Below are 18,223 nucleotides of genomic sequence, written 5' to 3' on the forward strand. Positions count from 1 at the left end.
TCACGTATCCTTCTTCGTCTGGGCGATCATCCGGGCCCTCAGAGCCGCCCTGTCGCCACCCGCTTTGCCGTCGTCGGCCAGCAGATCGGCAAACCAGATGCCGTCGGCAGCCAGCCGCACCATCTCCAGTACCACCCCGTCATCCGTTTCTTTATGACGGACAAGACGACCCTCGATCCAACTGTTCCACATGCGTCGAAGCGACGGTTCGCCGACCATCGAAACGGAGATCGCTGCCCATTGCCGACCCGAATCCCTGCCCCGATCAGAGAAAACCGCGTTTACATAGGCCCGCGTGAAGCTTCCAAAAGCTTCACGATCCTGTGAGATGAGCGCATCGATCTCGTTGTCCAGCGCCGCCAGAAGGTCAGTCATGACGGCTTCGAGCAGCACCTGCTTGGAAGGAAAATGGTGAAACAGCCCGCCCTTGGTCACTCCCGCCGCATCCGCCACCGCCTGCACGGAAAGTGCTGCAACCCCTTGTTCAGCAGCAAGTTTCGCCGCGCAATCGAGTAGATTGCGGCGCACCACCTCAGGCTGCTTCTTGCGTTCATGAGCGTTCGTCATGTCGGAAAACATACCGGATGGTTGGTTTCTTTTCAAGGAAATTGTGAGGGCAGCTGTCGGGTTGAAATTCATACTTAATTAAGCATGAAAGCGATCTCTAAAGTTTTAGCGGTTTTGTTGCCGGAAAGTGTCAGTAAAACTTTGCCCAGCGCGGCGATCAAACAAAAGGGGTGAACTATGTCGGGAATGATCAAACGGGGAATGGCGGGTGCCTGGATTTTTGCACTCGCCTTCTTTTGCGCGATCCTCTCGCTCCATGCGTCGCCGGCGCAGGCGGGCTATGCCCATTTCATCATGGACGCCAATACCGGCAAGGTTCTGGCCGCCCGCAATGCCGATGTGCTGAACCACCCCGCCTCGCTCACCAAGATGATGACGCTTTACCTGACCTTTGAGGCGCTGCATGCCGGCAAACTTCGCTGGGACCAGAAGATAACCATGTCCAAGAATGGGGCATCGGTCATCCCCTCGAAGCTCTATGTGCGTCAGGGCCAGACCTTCACCGTGCGAGAAGCCGTCTACGGCATGATCGTCAAATCCGCCAATGACATGGCCGAAGGTATGGGCGATCACCTCGGCGGCTCCGAGGCACGGTTCGCCGAAATGATGACCCGCAAGGCCCGCCAACTCGGCATGACCAAAACGGTCTTCCGCAACGCGTCCGGCCTGCCCAACAAGTCTCAGGTGACGACGGCACGCGACATGGCGAAGCTCGGTCTTGCCTTGCAACGGGATTTTCCCAAAGAATACAACCTCTTCGCCACGCAATCCTTCAATTTTCGTGGAAAGCGCATCCGTGGCCACAACAATCTGATGTATCGTTATCAGGGGATGGACGGCATCAAGACCGGCTATACCAACGCCTCCGGCTTCAATCTCGTCAGTGCAGTCAATCACAATGGCCGCCGCGTCGTCGGCGTCGTGCTGGGCGGCAAGACCGCGCGCAGCCGCGATGCCCAGATGGCTGCACTTCTCGACAAGGCCGTGCCGCAGGCATCGAGAGGCCGCAACACCGAACAGCTCGTCGCCAGTGCCAATGTCAGCCGCACCTTCGATGTTGCCGCCGCCGTGCCGCCGGCTGCCGTGCCGCTGCCGATGTTCGCCGAGCGCCGGGCAGATCCGGTTGCCATGCAGATTGCCACCGCAAACGCCGATGTGGCGGACATGATGCAGGTCTCGGCCATCCCGCGGCCTGCTCCCGCCGCGGCCCCTTCCGGCCAGCGCAGCCGGTGGGAGGTGCAGATCGCCGCCACCGACAGCGAAGCCGCCGCCCGCTCGCTGCTCGCCAATGCGCGCTCCAATATCGGCAACTATTCCGGCATCGCCCCCTACACTGAAGCCGTGCAGAGCGGATCGGCGACGCTCTACAGAGCCCGCTTCACCGGCTTCGAAGACCAGTCCTCAGCAGTCTCCGCCTGCAAGGCGCTGAAGGCACGCTCTTATGCATGTGTGGTGATGACCAGTGAGGGGTGATCCCTAGCGCTTCAGCCAGCCGTTTTCCAACGCATCGGCCAGATAAGGAATACCGTTGACCCGAGCCATTTCGGACATGGCCAGGTTGTCGTAACGGATATTGCGGAAATAGACCTGCCAGCCGCGTGCGGTTTCTTCGAGAACTGCATAGGTGGCAAGCGGGTGACCGGCCTCAACGTGGTGATCGAAAGGCGTATCGTCCCTCCACCCAGGACAGCCGACGCTGCCCGGATTGACGATCAGCCGGCCATCTGAAAGCTGCACGGCGCGTGGGATATGGGTATGGCCGCAAAGCATCAGCGGCTGCGTGATACCCTCAGCCATGGATTCGATTTCGGCCAGAGGCCGCAATTTCAGGACACCTTCAGGCGACAGCGTTTCCAGCCAATATTCCAGATCGTCACGGGGCGAACCATGACAGCAATAAGCGACGTCCTTGAACACCATGCTGAACGGAAGAGTTTGCAACCAGTCCCGGTGCGCAGTGCTCAGCTGCGCATGGGCGGGCCTTTCCCAGCTCCCCATCTCCTCCGGCGCACGCTCGATCAGTTCCCGGTCGTGATTGCCGCGGATGCTGGGAATCCAGTTGCCGACCAGCACGTCGCCGGTAAAACCGGCCTCCAGCGGACCGCTGAAACAATCGCCGAGATTGACAATGTCCTCGATACCGAGCCTGGCGATATCCTCAAGCACCGCCTCCAGCGCGGCGCAGTTTCCGTGAATATCGGCAATGGCGGCAAAGATCATCGGTGTCAGCTTCCTCGATAGGTGGAATAGCTATAAGGCGAGAGCAGCAAGGGCACATGGTAATGACCGCTCTCGTCGGCAATGCCGAAACGGATCGGGATAATATCGAGGAAGGCCGGCTTCGGAAGCACGACACCCTTTCCTCGCAGATAATCGCCGGCATGGAAAACCAGCTCATACTCACCGGCCCTGAAACTGTCGCCAACGAGCAGCGGCCCGCCATCGACACGGCCGTCGCCATTTGTCTGCACCGTCTTCAGCTTGTCACGGCGATCACCGGAGAGCCGGTAGAGATCGATCACCAGCCCCTCGGCAGGCGTGCCGTGCGCGGCGTCGAGAACATGGGTTGTCAGACCGGTCATAGGCTGGGCTCCGCGATTACATAGGGCCTGTCGAAAAAATACTCTTCCAGATTGTTGCCCGGCCCGTCACGGTCGGCAACCAGAAAATCCGAAACCGCCTGCAACGGCATCAGCGGATAGTGCCAGACATTGCGGCGGTAATTCACGCCCTGATCGCCCCGCGCCAGAAACACCCGCGGCCGCCCCGGGCGGCCGCCATCGTCTTCGGCAACGACGACGAGGAAGGGCCGGCCGGAAAGCGGCGAAAAACTCTGGCTGCCGAGCGGATGCCGCTCCATCATCTCGATTTCATGCGGAAAGGCGCGCGGCTGCCCGCGGAAGATATTGAGGATCACACGTGCCCCCTCGCCTGCCGCCTCCGGCGCTGCGAGCGCATGATGCCGCTCCGTCTGGCCGCCATTGATGTACCGCATGGAAGAAGGTGTTGTTTCGATCACGTCGCCGAAGGACGCAAACGCCTCCTTGGTAAGAGGTTGTATGTTGAGAAAATCAGTCAAATGTCATTCACCTTGGGCATGCCAGTTTCGGAGAAGGGAGAGGCGCGCCTGCAAATCCGGAATACTCTGCGTTATCGTTTTCCAGACGACCGAGAGTTCTGCTCGGAAGTAATCATGCACGATCAGATTGCGCATACCCTTCATCTTGATCCAGGGGATTTCCGGGTGCTGCTGTAAAAACGCTGGGTAGTGCCTGTCGAGCTTGGCGACCGCCGCGCCAATCAGGGCAAGACCCATCATCACCGCCATCTGCGTGCGCGTGTCGGAAGAAAAAGCGGCCTCATCCATATCCTGAATGAAATCCCGTATCCTGGAAGCAGCAACATCGATCTCTTTCAGATAGAGCAGAAGCCGATCTGTACTCATACCGCTTTGGCTTCCTTCAGAACGCGCGCCCGAATATCCGAATGCAAGCCGCCCGAGGTGACGACATCGACCTCGACACCAAGCATCGTCTTCAGTTCCTCCAGCAAACCGCCGAGATCAAACAGCGTCGTACCCGGCAGCGCGTCCACCAGAATGTCGAGATCGCTGTCCGGCCTGTCCTCGCCGCGGGCGACGGAGCCGAACACGCGGGGATTTGCCGCATTGAAGCGTTTCGTCGCTTCGCGGATCGCTTCCCTGTTCTTTTCCAGCACCTCGGAAGGTCTCATCGTCATCTCCAAACGGCGCGATTCTAGCAGAATGGTCGCAACGCGCCAATCATCCCTCCGGCAGCATTGCGCAAAGACGAAGCCAGGCGATCTTTTCAACCTGCGCCGTGGCGGTCGCGAATTCTTCGGCTGCGCCGTTACCTATGCGTGTCTCGAAGGCCGAGAGTATATCGTGCCTGTTCAGCCCCTTGACCGCGATGATGAAAGGAAAACCGAATTTATCGGTATAGGCGCTGTTCAATTCGGTAAAACGGGCGTGCTCTTCCGGGGTAAGCCTATCGAGCCCGGCACCGGCCTGTTCGTTGCGGCTGTCTGCCGTCAACTCGCCGGCAATTGCCAGCTTCCCGGCAAGATCGGGATGCGCCCGCAAAACGCCAAGCCTTTCCGCCTCGGAAGCCGCGCGAAACTGCGCGCTAAGCGCGGCATGAACCGCCTTCGCCGTCAGTTCCAGGCCGGCCCCACCAGCGTCATAGGCCCGCTCGGCAATGAATGGCGAATGTTCGAACACGCCGCCAAAACGGGTAACGAAGTCCTCACGCCTCAGCATCAAAGCGCCTCCGGCTTGTGATGCTCATGCCAGTGACGGGCGATCTCGATGCGCTGCGGGATCCACACCTTTTCGTGGCCAAGCACATATTCGATGAAGCGGCGAAGTGCCGCTGCGCGACCCGGACGGCCGACAAGACGACAATGCAGGCCGACACTCATCATCTTCGGCGCACCTTCGATACCTTCCTGATAAAGCACGTCGAAAGCGTCCTTCAGATAGGTGAAGAACTGGTCGCCGGAATTGAAGCCCTGCGGCGTGGCAAACCGCATGTCGTTGGTCTCAAGCGTGTAGGGAATGATCAGGAAAGGCTCATCCTTCACACCCTTCACCCAATAGGGCAGATCGTCGGCATAGGAGTCCGACGAATAGAGAAAACCACCCTCCTCCATGACAAGCCGCAGCGTATTGTCCGAGGGCTTGCCCTGATACATGCCATAGGGACGTTCGCCGGTGACCTCCGTGTGCAGACGGACCGCTTCGACGATGTGCTTACGCTCTTCCTCCTCGGAAAAATCCTTGTATTCCAGCCAGCGGTATCCGTGGCTGGCGATTTCCCAACCCGCTTCCTTCATCGCCGCAACCGCTTCCGGGTTGCGGGCCATGGCTGCGGTCACGCCGTAAACGGTGGTGGTGACGCCAAGCCCGGTGAACATGCGCCACAGCCGCCAGAAGCCGGCGCGCGAGCCATATTCATAGATCGATTCCATGTTCAGGTTGCGCTGGCCAGGCCAGGGCTGGGCGCCGACGATTTCCGACAGCAGCGATTCCGACGCCTTGTCATTGTCGAGAATGCAACTCTCGCCGCCCTCTTCGTAATTGATGACGAATTGCACGGCAATGTGCGCACCGCCCGGCCATTTCGGATCGGGAACATTGCGGCCATAGCCCACCAGATTGCGGGAGTAGTTTTCGGAAATCATTCAGCCACCCAGACCATCTCTCCCAATCGGCAACCGATTTCGGAGACACAAACAGAACTTCGAAGATGCCTGATCCAGACGGATGACGCAGCGCACTTCGAATATGCGATGTCGAACGGTAGCATTCGCATACGGAATGTCGAGATCAATTTTGCCGACATTCCGAAGCTTTTTTGTATACGATTATGATGACGCGCGAGTCAGGCAATCTTGCGGGCGGAAACGCGGCCCATGGGATGAAGCGAGTGCACCCGGAAAGGCGCTCCCGGCTCATCTTCGATGAAGAGCGCAAGGCTGGAAAATTGCAGGGACCGGGACAGCAGCGGCTCGAACACCTTGCGCACGGCCCGCTCGATCCTCTGGCTGCTGGCGGGTTCCACACCGCCGGTCAACGACATCTGGAACCGGAACTCGTCCATCACATGCGGGCTGCCCCAGCGGTGCAGATTGGTGAGCTGCGAGGCCGACAGCCGGTCCGGATCGGCACGCTCGATCTCCGCCTCTGTGAGAGGCGCCCGGTAACGGTCGAATTCCTGCACGACGCGGGCCGCGAAAAAATGCAGCACTTCACAGGGCCGTTCGGGGACGAGGCTGAAGACATTGTCATGCCTCGCCACCACAAGTTGCGGCAACGGAAAGGGTTCCTGCCTGCCGGAAAAATACATCAGGTCGCGCAGGAGCGCCGCTTCGGACTGACCCTCGGCAAGGCGGAAAGGAGCCTTGATGGTGCCATGGAAACCATACCGGCGCGGCAGGGCCGTGTGATAGGAAATCTCCTGCATGCCAAGATCGATCATACCGGGCGGCTCAACCGCCTGACCGGAATAGGCATCGCGCCCCAGCCACGCAGCGGCTACCTGCGTCAGGGGGTCATTGGGGGAAGGCGTGAAATGAATGGCGTATCGCATGCGCTGTCACCTCGCCGCAAAAGCGGACAAACCTGCCTCGTTGCAGGCCAGCAAATAAGTGATTTGCGTGACAGATTAACGACGTAAGCGGTCTGGTCAGAACTTTCCGATGCCCGCCATGGCTATGTTCACGTGTTCTTGAAGCTGGAAACTCCGCGGCACGTCCGGTGCCTTTCCGCAAACGGCCTGTAGCGCGGTATCGGCAAGAGAATGGGCAAGACCGAAGCTCACCTTGAAGCCGCCCGTCAATGCCACAAGCTTCGGGTGACCGGCAACCGTTCCCACCATGGGGTCTCTGCCCGCAGCCTTCGGCCGCAGCCCGGCCCAGCGTTCGAGAACCGGCGCCCCGCCAAGCCAGGGGACAATCGCGGCCGCATCCGCAAGCAGTTTTTCCAGCTTCTCATCCGTATCGAATGGGTCGGAAAAACAATCTTCGCTGGTACTGCCGATGGCGACCGTTCCGTCTTCGTGCGGCACGATGTAAAGACCGTTCAGGAACACCACCGGCATGGCCGGATCGACCGCCGCGTCGAGCAGCGCCGCCTGCCCCTTCACCGGCTGCCCGAGCACCAGCCCGGTGTCGAGGCCCAGTGCGTCCCGGATCAGGGGAAAGGATCGATGCCCATTGGCGATCACGGCGTGGCCGAACACGACCTCGTCACCCGAAGACAGCGCCGCCCGGCCTGTCTCCGCGTCAAGCGAAAGAACGCGGCAGCCCTTGATCAACCGCACATGCCGCGCCTTGCCGAGAAACGCCGAAAGAAGCGCAATCATTGCACGCGGAGCCACCCGCGCCGCCAGCGTATCGAACACGAAACCCGCTGCGCCAGCCGCGTCATCCACCCAGCCCGCAACCGCTGGGCTGTCACCGACATGCCAATGGAACCGGCGCTCACCCGAGACCCAGTTCTCCTGCGCATCCCTTTCATGCCGCTCGGCGATGGGACGCAGATGCGGCTTCGGCAATGGGATGATCCGGCCAGAGCGGCGATAACCGGCGGAAAGCCCCGTTTCCGCCTCCAGCCCGGCGATCTCTTTTTCCAGCGCCACGAGGGCGGCGAACTGGAACTGCTTCTTGTCCGACCAGCGGTCCGGCATATGAGGCATCAGCGCGCCGAGCAGCCCGCCACTCGCGCCGCCACCGGGATGGTCCGCCTCCACCAGCAACGTATCGATGCCGAGCCGTTCCGCCTTAACCGCAGCCCATAGACCCATGATACCACCCCCGACGATGAGGAGAGGGACGGAAGCAGGCAAAGGCGTTCTTGGTGATTGACCCTGTTCGAAAGCGGGATTATCGGCTTTAGCCATGAAAGATTCCAACGACACTATCAGAGAGACTGGCGCACAGGCCGGTTCGGCAACCGGCGAAACCCACACTGCACTCGACTGGCGTGACGGGGATATGCCCTATTCGCTGGCTTTTGACGACCATTTTTATTGCCAGACGGATGGCAGGCTGGAATGTGGCCACGTCTTCCTGTCAGGAAACGGCCTGCCGCAACGCTGGCGGGAACGCGAAGGCGTCTTCCGCATCGGGGAACTGGGCTTCGGCACCGCGCTCAATCTGTGCGAGACATGGCGCCAATGGAAAGAGCTCCGCAACGGCCGCTCCACGTTGCATTTCATCTCCTTCGAACTCTACCCGATGAAGGCGGACGAGATCGGCCGGGCACTTTCCCGCTGGCCGGAGGTGGACGCCGAACGCAGGGCGCTCACCGCCCTCTGGCCCGCCGAACCGAAGGGGAAGGTAGAGATTGAACTCGATGGTGAAACACGCCTGACGGTGGTCTGCGGCGAGGCGCTCACCGGTATTTCCAACAGTCACGAAACCTTCGATGCCTGGTTCCTGGATGGTTTCGCACCTGCGCGCAACCCGGACATGTGGTCGCTGGAGATCATGCAGGCACTGTTCGCCAGGACGGCGCCGGCAGGCACCTTCGCCACCTATGCCGCCGCAGGCTTCGTCCGCCGCAATCTCATCGCCGCCGGTTTTGATGTGGAACGACGCAAGGGTTTCGCAGGAAAACGGGAAATGCTCTGCGGCACCAGGCCCCCGGTTTGACCAAAACGACATCAGCGACCGGTTGCGTCATCAGATACCCGGCGCGGAATATCTTCACCCAGCCACTGGGCGATCTTGTCTTCGAGAATTTCGGGGCTGATGGGCTTCGACAGATAATCGTCCATGCCGGCCTGCAGGCATAGATCGCGGTCAGCATCCTGCGTATGGGCCGTCACGCCAATGATCGGCACATGCCGGCCTTCGGCGGCCGCAAGTTCGGCCGTCCGGATCGCCTGCGTTGCCTGATGCCCGTTCATGACAGGCATGGAGACATCCATGAGGATGATCGCGGGATTATATTCCTCCCACGCCTGAACGGCCTTTTTCCCATTGCCGACGATCAGGAACCGCAGACCCGTCTGCTGCAAAATCTGCGTGAAAACAATCTGGTTGACGTCATTGTCCTCGGCCACCAGCACATCGATCAGGCTGGGCCGCAGCCGGACGGAAACTGTCGGCACCTCTGCCCGCCGCTTCTTTTCTGAAGCAGGACCTTCCGGCCGGGACGAACCGCCGTCCGAGGCACCTGCGAAAGCTTCCGGCCGCGCGCGTTTCAGCCGCACGTCGCGCACCACGTCGAACAGGGTGGAGCGCAACAGCCGCGCCCGCGCGGGCTTCATCAAATGGGCCTGCACGTTGAGATCGGTAAAGAGCGTCTCGTCACCCACGACATCCATGGACGTGAGGAAAATGATGGCGATGTCGTCGAAACGGCGATCCGCCCTGATCCGCTCCACGACGTCCAGGCCGTTCATGACAGGCATGTGATAATCAAGAATGATGGCGTCGATCGAAAGACCCACCGCTACGGCCTCCTGCAGCACGGCGATGCCCGTGGGCCCACCCTCGACGGCATGGCCGTCTATGCCCCAGCTTTGCAGCTGCTCCGTCAGGATGCGCCGGTTGACATCGTTGTCATCGATGACGAGCACCCGGATATTTTCGATCGCCACCGAAAGAGGTGGGACATCCCTCCGCCTTTCGGTCATCTGAAACGGGATGTTGACCTCGAAACTCGACCCCTTGCCCACTTCGCTGACGACATCGATCTTGCCGTTGAACAGTCCGACAAGGCCGACGGTGATCGCCAGGCCGAGCCCGGTTCCTTCGTGACGGCGCGTGGCGGAACTATCGACCTGGCTGAACTTGTCGAAGATCGTCTCCAGCTTGTCGGAGGGAATACCGATCCCGCTGTCTTCGACACGCAGCGACAGGATAGCCTCCGAAGCTTCCGCTGACTGCGCAGAAAGCTCCACCAGCACATGACCGGTTTCGGTGAACTTGACGGCATTCCCGACGAGGTTTGTAACAATCTGGCGGAAGCGTCCGGCGTCACCGATGACCTTGCCGAAAACCGACGGGTCGATCCGCACCACCAGCTCTATATTCTTCTCCAGCGCCGCCGAGGACAGGAGCGAAACCACGTCCTCCACGGCTTCCGCCGGATCGAAAGATACGCTGCGCAGTTTCATCTGCCCGGCTTCGATCTTGGAGAAATCGAGGATGTCGTTGATGATCGTCAGAAGCGCATTGCCTGACTTGACGATGATGTCGGTGAAAGTCTTCTGACGCGTATCGAGGTTGGATTTGGCCAGAAGCTCCGCCATGCCAAGCACGCCGTTCATCGGCGTGCGGATTTCATGGCTCATATTGGCCAGAAATTCCGATTTGGCGCGATCCGCCGCTTCCGCCCGCGAAAGCAGACGTTGCAATTCGCCTTCGCGCATCTTCATCTCGGTCACGTCGGTGACGATCACGAGCCAGTAATTGCCGGAACTGTTGGTGGCTTCCAGGTTGAGCCAGCTCTTGCCGGCGACATGGATTAGCCAGGAGAACGGCCGGTTGGCGGCAATGTTGTCTTTCCAGGCATTGAGCATCGCGGCCGCTTCCTCGGCCGTGCCGAAATCTCCGCGCGCGGCACAATGGGCAAAGAAGCCGGACCAGTCGCGATCCTTTTCCAGCAGCTCGGGAGGCACGTCGAACATCCGCGCCATCGCCTCGTTGGACATGATGATCGTGCCCTGCTCCACCAGCACCAGGCCCTGCGCCATGGCGCGCGTCGCGCCCTGCATATATTCGCCGACGCGCTCCAGCTCGGCCTTCGCCTTGCTGATTTCGGCGTCGCGCATTCGCACATCCGTCACATCGGCATAGGTGCTGAGGATTTTTCCGCCTTCGAGGCGCGTTTTGGAGATGACGGTCACCTTGCCGCTTTTGCTGCGCACCTCGCGGGGGGCAAAGGCCCCATCCTTCAGGAGCCGCTGCGCCCGCTCGCTATAGACCTCGTCGAAAGGCCGATCGCCATAATCATAAAGGCCGCTATCGAAATTCATCCTCATGAATTCGCGATAGTCTTTGCCCACAAGTGATTTCTCGCCGCCGATTTCGCCCCAGACCTGGTAGAAGAACGGATTGACATATTCGATGACGAGATCGGCGCTGAGAAGCAGCACCCCCACGGGCAGCGCGTGAAGTACCGCTTCGAGCTGGCGATGCAGCGCCTCGGCTTCGGCCTGTGTGGCGATCAGCGCCTTTTCCCGCTCCTGCAGGAGGCTGACATCGGTGACGGAGCCCACGAGGTAATATTCGTCATCCGGTGTCGCAACGCGGCCGAGCCGCGTGATGACGGGAATGGACCGTCCGTTGCGCTGAGGCATGTTTCCCGTGCGTTCGAGCGCCTCCCCGGTCCGCAAGATCCGTTCGTTTTCCTGCTGGAACTGGGAGCCATTCTGCGGGAACATTTCGGATTCGGTCTTGCCGATATAGTCGGCGAGATTGCCGCCGAGAAATGCGCCATAGGCGGCATTGGCATAGGTCAGCCGCCTGTCCTGATCCCTCAGGAAAACCCCCACAGGCAATTGTTCGAGGGCAGCGCGCAGCAACCAGGTCTCGCGGATCTGGGCGCTGAGAAGGGTCTCGTGCGCCTTGAACTCGGTCACATCGATGCGCAGGCCAACCAGCATGCCGTTTTCCAGCCGCTTGTTGACCATGCGCACCCAGCGGCCATCGGCGAACTGCTCCACCCTTTCGAGATAGGGCAGGGAAAAATCACGCAACTGCTCCCGCATCCAGCCTTCGAACGCAGGGTCGTCTTCTTTGACGCGACGATATCCGCTCGAAAAATAGAGCGCCTCCATCAGCGCCTCGAGCCGGATGCCTGGCTTCAGCTCGACGCCAAAACCGCTATAGAACTCCGCGAAACGGGCATTGCAATAAACCAGCCGGTTTTCCGGATCGTAGACGACGATGCCGGCATCGATGAAATCCATGAGGCCGCTACTGAACAGCAGGTCCGACGCCCCGCCGATATCCGCCGTCCCCGTCAGAACGCCCAAGGGCATGTCTTCCACCGTTTCGAACAGGAACAGGCTGCCGTCATCATCGGTGAAGCGCTCGCAGCGAAGTGTGTATGGCAGGGAGGAAACCGAGGCATGGCAGGCGATCATCTCGTCCGTCGCAAAAACGAGTGAACGGCGCTCCCTGTCCTCCCGCTCCGCATCACGGATATCAGCCGAGAGGGAAAGGCTGGTGTGGCCTTCGAACGCCCTGAGGGGACGCCCCATCAACCGTGCGTAGGCGGCGTTGACCACGAGATAGCGCAGCTCGCTGTCCTTGATGCACGCGGGCAGGTTCAGGGCAGCAACAGCCCTGCAAGCCTTTTCCAGCAACCCGCTGCCCTCGGTCAATCGATACTCCACAGCGTGCAGTTTCACTTTTGTCGAATCAAATATTTCTAGATGACTTCGCAAAAACGTTATGTGAGAAAATCTGTTTTTGCTATGCGCCCTGCCCGGCAATACACTTTTTTAACCATAATTATTCGCTGCGGCCCAGCTCTTCGGCCAGCTGGCGGCAGCGTTCCGCATGGCTGCCATGCGCCGTCCGGCAGCCATGTCATGAAACTATCGCTTGACTTTGGCGAGTAAAACGCCCACATGCCGGTCAAGCTTTCACCTTCGGCAGCCGCGTGAGCTGCAGCGTATGTTGAGAAGACTTGGTCCGAGAGAGACTTGGCCCGCATGAAGGAAAAGCGCAGAGAATACAGAAGACGGCATGTGCCGCACTGATGCGCAGAAAGTTATTCCAACCCACAAGTTCCCAATTCACGCGGGGTTCTTGACGCCGAAACCGCCGGACAGCAGCCCTGTTCCGGACGATTGGTTTTTGGCGCCCCGAAAGGCATTATATTGACCAGTTTTAGCGAACTCGGCCTCTCCGAAAAGATTGTTGCCAGCGTTACCCAGCTTGGCTACACAACCCCGACCCCCATTCAGGCAAAAGCCATTCCGCTGCTGCTCGAAGGCCGCGACCTCATCGGCCTCGCACAGACCGGAACCGGCAAGACCGCCGCTTTCGGCCTGCCGATCATCGAAATGCTGATGAAGCAGGCGGACCGCCCGGCAAACCGCACCTGCCGCACGCTCATCCTTGCCCCGACCCGCGAGCTGGTGAACCAGATCGGCGAAAACCTGCGCGCTTTCGTGAAGAAGACGCCGCTGCGCATCAACCAGGTGGTTGGCGGCGCATCGATCAACAAGCAGCAGCTCCAGCTCGAAAAGGGCACGGACATTCTGGTGGCAACCCCCGGCCGCCTGCTTGACCTCATCGCCCGCAACGCCATCTCGCTCTCCAAGGTCACCTATCTGGTGCTGGACGAAGCGGACCAGATGCTCGACCTCGGCTTCATCCACGATCTGCGCAAGATCTCGAAGATGGTGCCCGCCAAGCGCCAGACGCTGCTCTTCTCCGCCACCATGCCGAAGGCGATCGCCGATCTGGCCCACAGCTACCTGACCGATCCGCTGAAGGTCGAAGTGACCCCGCCCGGCAAGGCAGCCGACAAGGTGGAGCAATATGTCCACTTCGTCGCCGGCAAGAACGACAAGACCGAGCTTCTGAAGAAGTCGCTCAACGAGAACCCGGATGGCCGCGCCATCGTGTTCCTGCGCACAAAGCACGGTGCGGAGAAGCTCTACAAGCATCTCGAACATATCGGCTTCAAGGTCGCCTCCATCCACGGCAACAAGAGCCAGGGCCAGCGCGAGCGCGCCCTGAAGGGCTTCAAGGACGGCGAGATCAAGGTTCTGGTCGCAACCGACGTCGCGGCACGCGGCATCGATATCCCGGCCGTGACCCACGTCTTCAACTATGACCTGCCGGAAGTACCTGACGCTTATGTCCACCGCATCGGCCGTACCGCCCGTGCCGGCCGCGACGGCATCGCCATTGCTTTCTGCGCACCCGACGAGACCCGCCTGTTGCACGACATCGAAAAGCTGATGAAGATCGATATTCCGGTTGCTTCTGGTGAACGCCCGGCCGGTCTTGCCAGCCCGACGCGCCCCAACAACAACCGCGGCGGACGCAATAACAATGGCGGCCAGCAGCGCGGCCCGCGCGAAGGCGGACGCCACAACGGCGAATCCCGCCCGTCTCGCCACCACGCGCCGCGCGATGCGGACAATGATCTTGAAGTCACCTCAGACTTCAAGCGCGTGAAGCAGGCCGAAGGCGACGCAGGCCGCCCGGCTGGCCCGCGCAAGCATCGTCGTCCGGCCCGCAAGCCCGGCGGCAGCGGCGCCAACCGCCACGCCCCTGCCGGCGGCAACGGCCAGGAAAAACGCGCTTCCGGCAACGGCCATCGCGGCCGCAACCGTTAAGTCGTTCTGAATGGATTGAGGACGCCGCGGCATTGCCGGGCGTTTCTTCTCCCCGCCGGGGAGAAGATGGCCCGAAGGGTCGGATGAGGGGGTAAAGTTGCCGTATCTCATCACCCTTGCCCCCTTATCCCGCTGCCGCGACCTTCTCCCCGGCGGGGAGAAGAAACAAGCGGCACGCGCTCGCCAATAATCAAGCCCCGCAGCCACACCCGGTAGCGGGGCTTTTCTTCGCCTTCAGTTCCCCTGCGCGACCGGACGACGCCGTGACGGCAGGGTCATCGCCAGCACGCCCGCAATCACGCAGACGAGCCCACCCCACATGGCAGGCGTCGGCATTTCCCCCAGAAACGCCATGCCGATGGCGACCCCGACCGGCACCCTGAGATAGGCCTGCGAGGTGGTACCGACCGAACCGAGCGTCTGCATCAGCCGGAAATAGATCATGAAGGCGAGCGCGGTCGAAAACACACTGAGGCACAACAGCGCCGCCAGTGATGCCGCCGAAGGCGACAAGGTCCAGGGTCGGTCGACAATCAGGCTCACGGGCAGCAGCAGGACAGCACCGCAGATAAGCGAGCCAGCGGCCGGCATGATCGGATCGAGCCCTCTGAAATTTTTACTGAAAATGGCCGCGCAGGCATAAGAAAATGCCGCTGTCAGCACGGCGAGCTGGCTCCATATCGCCTCGCCTGCCCCATCAAGTGCCTCCATGCCGATAATGAGGCAAACGCCCGTCATGCCGGCAATCGTGCCGAACAGCTTGCGCCCGCTGACTGCCTCATGCCGGATCACGAGCGCCGTGAGAAGAAAGGTAAAGATCGGCGTCGTGGCATTGAGAATGACGGCGAGGCCGGCATCGATGCTCTGTTCAGCCCAGGCGATCAGCGTGAAGGGGAGAACGCTGTTGATACAGGCCTGAATGAAGAACAGCCGCCACGTCGCTAAATCCGTGGGCAAACGCAACCCGCGCAGCCGGATCACCGCGAAGAGCAGCAGACCGGCGATCATTGTGCGCGATGCGATGAAGGTAAGGGGCGGAATGGTCTCCACCCCGATCTTGATGAAAGTGTAGGATGCGGCCCACAGCGTGGACAACAGGGCCAGAAGCAGCAATTCGCGGGCGATGGGGTTCTCAGAGGACACGGATCGATTTCCAACTAGATTGAGGGTGACCCGTTCTTAACCGGAAAACAGGCGCCTATGCTTCGGCCGCGGCCGAAGTATCAATCCTGCTCTAAAAAGAAGCCCCGCGCGGCGTTGGCCACGCGGGGCTTCGGCAAAACAAATCGATGTCCGGTCAGGCAGATCAGGCCCGGCGCTCATCCACTGAGAAAGCGCCCGGACCGGCCACGAACAGATAGAGGAAGATGAAGCAGAACAGGATGGCGGCATCACCCCCGTTGAGTGCCGGGAAGAAGCTCTTCGGCCCATGCGCGATGAAATAGGCAACCGCCATCTGGCCGGACAGGATGAATGCGACCGGACGCGTGAAAAGACCGATCAGCACGAGAATGCCGCCGACGAATTCCAGAATCGCCGCCACCAGCAGCATCGTCGGCAGGGAGCCTTCCATCTGCGATGCCGGAAAACCGAACAGTTTCTGCGTTCCATGCGAAATGAAAAGCAGCGCCGTCATGATGCGCAACGCCCCGAGTGCCTGTGGGCGATAGCGGGAGAGAGAATCGAAAATTGCCATGTTGATGTGTCCCCGTTGAAGTGGTGAAGCGCCGATAAGAGCGCGATGACACGTTTATGGATACACCTCCGAAATAGCGGAAATCACGTTTCCGATATTGCAGAACTACCTAAAATACTCAAAACGCCATTTTCTACAAATAGTTGATTTCACCATAGAAAATTGACTTTCTTACAGAAGAATCAACTCAGGGCTTCAGACATTTTTTCGATCGCAACAGGCGGAAAAACCGTCCCGCCTCACGCCTGCAGCACCACCACCTTCGAACCGACAGGCACGCGGCTATAGAGGTCGATGATGTCGTGGTTCAGCATGCGGATGCAGCCGCTCGACATGGCGTGGCCGATGGACTGCGGCTGGTTGGTGCCATGCAGGCGGAACATGGTGTCGTTGCCGCCGCGATAAAGATAGAGCGCGCGGGCGCCAAGCGGATTGTTCGGGCCGCCGGGCATGCCGGCTGCGAATTTCAGATTGCGCGGATCGCGGCGCATCATGTTCGCGGTTGGTGTCCAGGATGGCCATTCCGCCTTGCGACCGATATAGGCGTCACCCTTCAGGGCAAGACCCTGGCGGCCTACACCGACGCCGTAGCGCATTGCGCGACCGTCGCCGAGAACATAATAAAGCCGCCGCGCCGGCGTATCCACAACCACCGTTCCAGCCGGATGGCGCGTATCATAGGCCACCTCCTGCCGGCGCAGTTCGGGCTTCACCTTATCGAGATGCATGGCGGGAAGCGGGAATTTTTCCTCCGGCTTCGCCGCGTAATCCAGCCTGTGCTGGCCGATGCCGGTGTTTGCGCAGCCAGCCAGAAACAGCGGCAATCCAAACAGAACACCACGACGTGAAATAGACATGTAACCCCCGCCAAATCATGTGATTAACGAGAGGTATAATTTTATGGTTAACAAACCCCTAATATGAGGTTGCAGTAATTAACCCGCCGCAACCGATGCGGCAGGTTTGCGATTGGCGAGATAAACGCCTGTCACCGCCAGAACCGTGCCTGCAATCATTGCAGGCGTCAGCGTCTCGCCGAAAAGCAGGGCGGCTTCCACCGCGGCAAGCGGCGGCACGAGATAGATCAGCGAAGCGGCGCGCGAAACCTGGCCGCGCCGGATCAGATAAAGAAGCAGCGCCACGGCCCCGATGGAAATCGCGCCGACAGACCAGGCGAGCGTGGCGGCAAGGCCGAGGCTCCAGTCCACATGCCCATCTTCCAGCAGAAACGCGAAGGGAACCGTTACCAGCAGCGCGCCGACATATTGCAGCGTTGCCACCGCCATGATGTTGCCGCCATGCACGTACTTCTTCTGGTAGAGCGTGCCATAGGTGACCGAGGTCATGCCCAGCACATTCACCGCCACGGCGTAAAGCGGCACCGACAGCCCGCCAGCACCCGCGGCCATGACCTTCGGCAGCACCGCGATGGCGATGCCGGCAAAGCCGATGAGCAGGCCGGCGCGCTGCAGCGGCGAAATCCTTTCGCCGATCATGAAACGGGCGGCCACCGCCGTCATCAGCGGCTGCAGGCCGGCGATAATGCCGCCGATCGCCGCCGGCACGCCCTGCCCTATCGCCCACCAGATCATGCCGAGATAAAGACCGTGCAGGAAGACGCCTGACAGGATCGCCCGGAAGATATCGACACGACTTTCGGGCCACTGGATGGACGAAAAGCGGCAGATCGCCCACAGCAAAACGCCCGCCAGAAGATAGCGCAGACAGAGGAAGGTCAGCGGCCCGGTATAATAGACCGCATATTTGGCGGTGACCCAGCCCGTCGACCAGAGAAAGACGAAGATGGCCGGAGCCAAACGGTCGAGCGACATGGGCGCATCCTCTGTGTAGCATGATGTCCGCTACCGGTGCGGAACAGACGGCGAATTGATGTTTCTGCGGCTTCACGCAAACCGGCGAATAGTCGAGCCGGGTGTCCAGCATGGCGGTATCCGCATCCCGGCAAAAGGTCAAAGGCGTTTTGGTGATCACATCTTTCAGATTTTCTGATGCGACGCCGGACATTCATCAACCGAAAGCGAGCGAACAAAATTTATGCATTCGCCCACGGCGCAAACAGCGCCACCGCCCGCTTACACCGCTCGTCGCCCCGCAACCAATTTGC

18 protein-coding genes are annotated in these 18,223 nt (G+C 60.3%); 3 read left to right on the plus strand and 15 right to left on the minus strand.

The window, feature by feature from the left end; translation table 11 throughout:
- Complete coding sequence (locus ACZ47E_RS09710; RefSeq protein ID WP_278066949.1) at positions 1-579, minus strand: TetR/AcrR family transcriptional regulator; 579 nt, start codon at positions 577-579, stop codon at positions 1-3.
- A 189-nt stretch (positions 580-768) separates the two neighbouring features.
- Here ACZ47E_RS09710 and ACZ47E_RS09715 point away from each other — a divergent pair, with 189 nt between their 5' ends.
- Positions 769-2,040, plus strand: coding sequence for a D-alanyl-D-alanine carboxypeptidase (locus tag ACZ47E_RS09715; protein WP_278067475.1), 1,272 nt, complete (start codon positions 769-771; stop codon positions 2,038-2,040).
- A 3-nt stretch (positions 2,041-2,043) separates the two neighbouring features.
- On the opposite strand, the gene ACZ47E_RS09720 is transcribed toward ACZ47E_RS09715, so the two are convergent.
- From ACZ47E_RS09720 to ACZ47E_RS09760, 9 genes are all read right to left on the minus strand, one after another.
- Entirely contained in the window at positions 2,044-2,787 is a 744-nt protein-coding gene (locus ACZ47E_RS09720; protein WP_112557358.1) for a metallophosphoesterase family protein, read from the minus strand.
- Positions 2,788-2,792: 5 nt separating this feature from the next.
- Positions 2,793-3,149, minus strand: a complete 357-nt coding sequence (gene uraH, locus ACZ47E_RS09725; RefSeq protein WP_037089711.1) for a hydroxyisourate hydrolase — start codon at positions 3,147-3,149, stop codon at positions 2,793-2,795.
- Entirely contained in the window at positions 3,146-3,646 is a 501-nt protein-coding gene (locus ACZ47E_RS09730) for an ureidoglycolate lyase (RefSeq protein WP_004443111.1), read from the minus strand. The genes uraH and ACZ47E_RS09730 overlap by 4 nt, the downstream gene beginning before the upstream one ends.
- Positions 3,647-3,649: 3 nt before the next feature.
- On the minus strand, positions 3,650-4,012 hold the full coding sequence (locus tag ACZ47E_RS09735; RefSeq protein ID WP_035211918.1) for a HepT-like ribonuclease domain-containing protein: 363 nt from the start codon (positions 4,010-4,012) through the stop codon (positions 3,650-3,652).
- Entirely contained in the window at positions 4,009-4,299 is a 291-nt protein-coding gene (locus tag ACZ47E_RS09740) for a nucleotidyltransferase family protein (protein ID WP_004443113.1), read from the minus strand. The genes ACZ47E_RS09735 and ACZ47E_RS09740 overlap by 4 nt, the downstream gene beginning before the upstream one ends.
- A 49-nt stretch (positions 4,300-4,348) precedes the next feature.
- On the minus strand, positions 4,349-4,846 hold the full coding sequence (gene uraD, locus ACZ47E_RS09745; RefSeq protein ID WP_278066950.1) for a 2-oxo-4-hydroxy-4-carboxy-5-ureidoimidazoline decarboxylase: 498 nt from the start codon (positions 4,844-4,846) through the stop codon (positions 4,349-4,351).
- A complete protein-coding gene (gene puuE, locus ACZ47E_RS09750; protein ID WP_113381260.1) occupies positions 4,846-5,769 on the minus strand; it encodes an allantoinase PuuE in 924 nt (307 codons plus the stop codon). Before puuE ends, uraD begins: the two co-directional genes overlap by 1 nt.
- Positions 5,770-5,969: 200 nt before the next feature.
- On the minus strand, positions 5,970-6,677 hold the full coding sequence (locus tag ACZ47E_RS09755) for a DUF1045 domain-containing protein (protein ID WP_004443119.1): 708 nt from the start codon (positions 6,675-6,677) through the stop codon (positions 5,970-5,972).
- Between the two features lie 96 nt (positions 6,678-6,773).
- Positions 6,774-7,988 carry an NAD(P)/FAD-dependent oxidoreductase gene (locus tag ACZ47E_RS09760; RefSeq protein WP_278066951.1) on the minus strand — a complete coding sequence of 405 codons (1,215 nt, stop codon included), beginning with the start codon at positions 7,986-7,988 and terminating at the stop codon, positions 6,774-6,776.
- On the opposite strand from ACZ47E_RS09760, the gene mnmC2 reads away from it, so the two are divergent.
- On the plus strand, positions 7,987-8,742 hold the full coding sequence (gene mnmC2 / locus ACZ47E_RS09765; protein ID WP_004443123.1) for a tRNA (5-methylaminomethyl-2-thiouridine)(34)-methyltransferase MnmC2: 756 nt from the start codon (positions 7,987-7,989) through the stop codon (positions 8,740-8,742). The genes ACZ47E_RS09760 and mnmC2 overlap by 2 nt on opposite strands.
- An 11-nt stretch (positions 8,743-8,753) precedes the next feature.
- On the opposite strand, the gene ACZ47E_RS09770 is transcribed toward mnmC2, so the two are convergent.
- Positions 8,754-12,428, minus strand: a complete 3,675-nt coding sequence (locus ACZ47E_RS09770) for a response regulator (RefSeq protein ID WP_464016844.1) — start codon at positions 12,426-12,428, stop codon at positions 8,754-8,756.
- A gap of 501 nt (positions 12,429-12,929) precedes the next feature.
- Between ACZ47E_RS09770 and ACZ47E_RS09775 the strand changes: the two genes are divergently transcribed.
- The gene (locus tag ACZ47E_RS09775; protein ID WP_004443127.1) at positions 12,930-14,402 is read left to right on the plus strand and encodes a DEAD/DEAH box helicase; all 1,473 of its coding nucleotides are present in this window, start codon (positions 12,930-12,932) and stop codon (positions 14,400-14,402) included.
- Between the two features lie 234 nt (positions 14,403-14,636).
- On the opposite strand, the gene ACZ47E_RS09780 is transcribed toward ACZ47E_RS09775, so the two are convergent.
- From ACZ47E_RS09780 to ACZ47E_RS09795, 4 genes are all read right to left on the minus strand, one after another.
- Positions 14,637-15,545 carry a DMT family transporter gene (locus ACZ47E_RS09780; RefSeq protein ID WP_278066953.1) on the minus strand — a complete coding sequence of 303 codons (909 nt, stop codon included), beginning with the start codon at positions 15,543-15,545 and terminating at the stop codon, positions 14,637-14,639.
- Between the two features lie 163 nt (positions 15,546-15,708).
- On the minus strand, positions 15,709-16,098 hold the full coding sequence (locus ACZ47E_RS09785) for a DoxX family protein (protein ID WP_004443130.1): 390 nt from the start codon (positions 16,096-16,098) through the stop codon (positions 15,709-15,711).
- 239 nt (positions 16,099-16,337) lie between these two features.
- Positions 16,338-16,955, minus strand: coding sequence for a L,D-transpeptidase (locus tag ACZ47E_RS09790; RefSeq protein ID WP_004443131.1), 618 nt, complete (start codon positions 16,953-16,955; stop codon positions 16,338-16,340).
- A gap of 78 nt (positions 16,956-17,033) precedes the next feature.
- On the minus strand, positions 17,034-17,930 hold the full coding sequence (locus ACZ47E_RS09795; RefSeq protein ID WP_278066954.1) for a DMT family transporter: 897 nt from the start codon (positions 17,928-17,930) through the stop codon (positions 17,034-17,036).
- Positions 17,931-18,223 lie beyond the last annotated feature (293 nt).

Source organism: Agrobacterium sp. 5Ca39 (assembly GCF_055382365.1).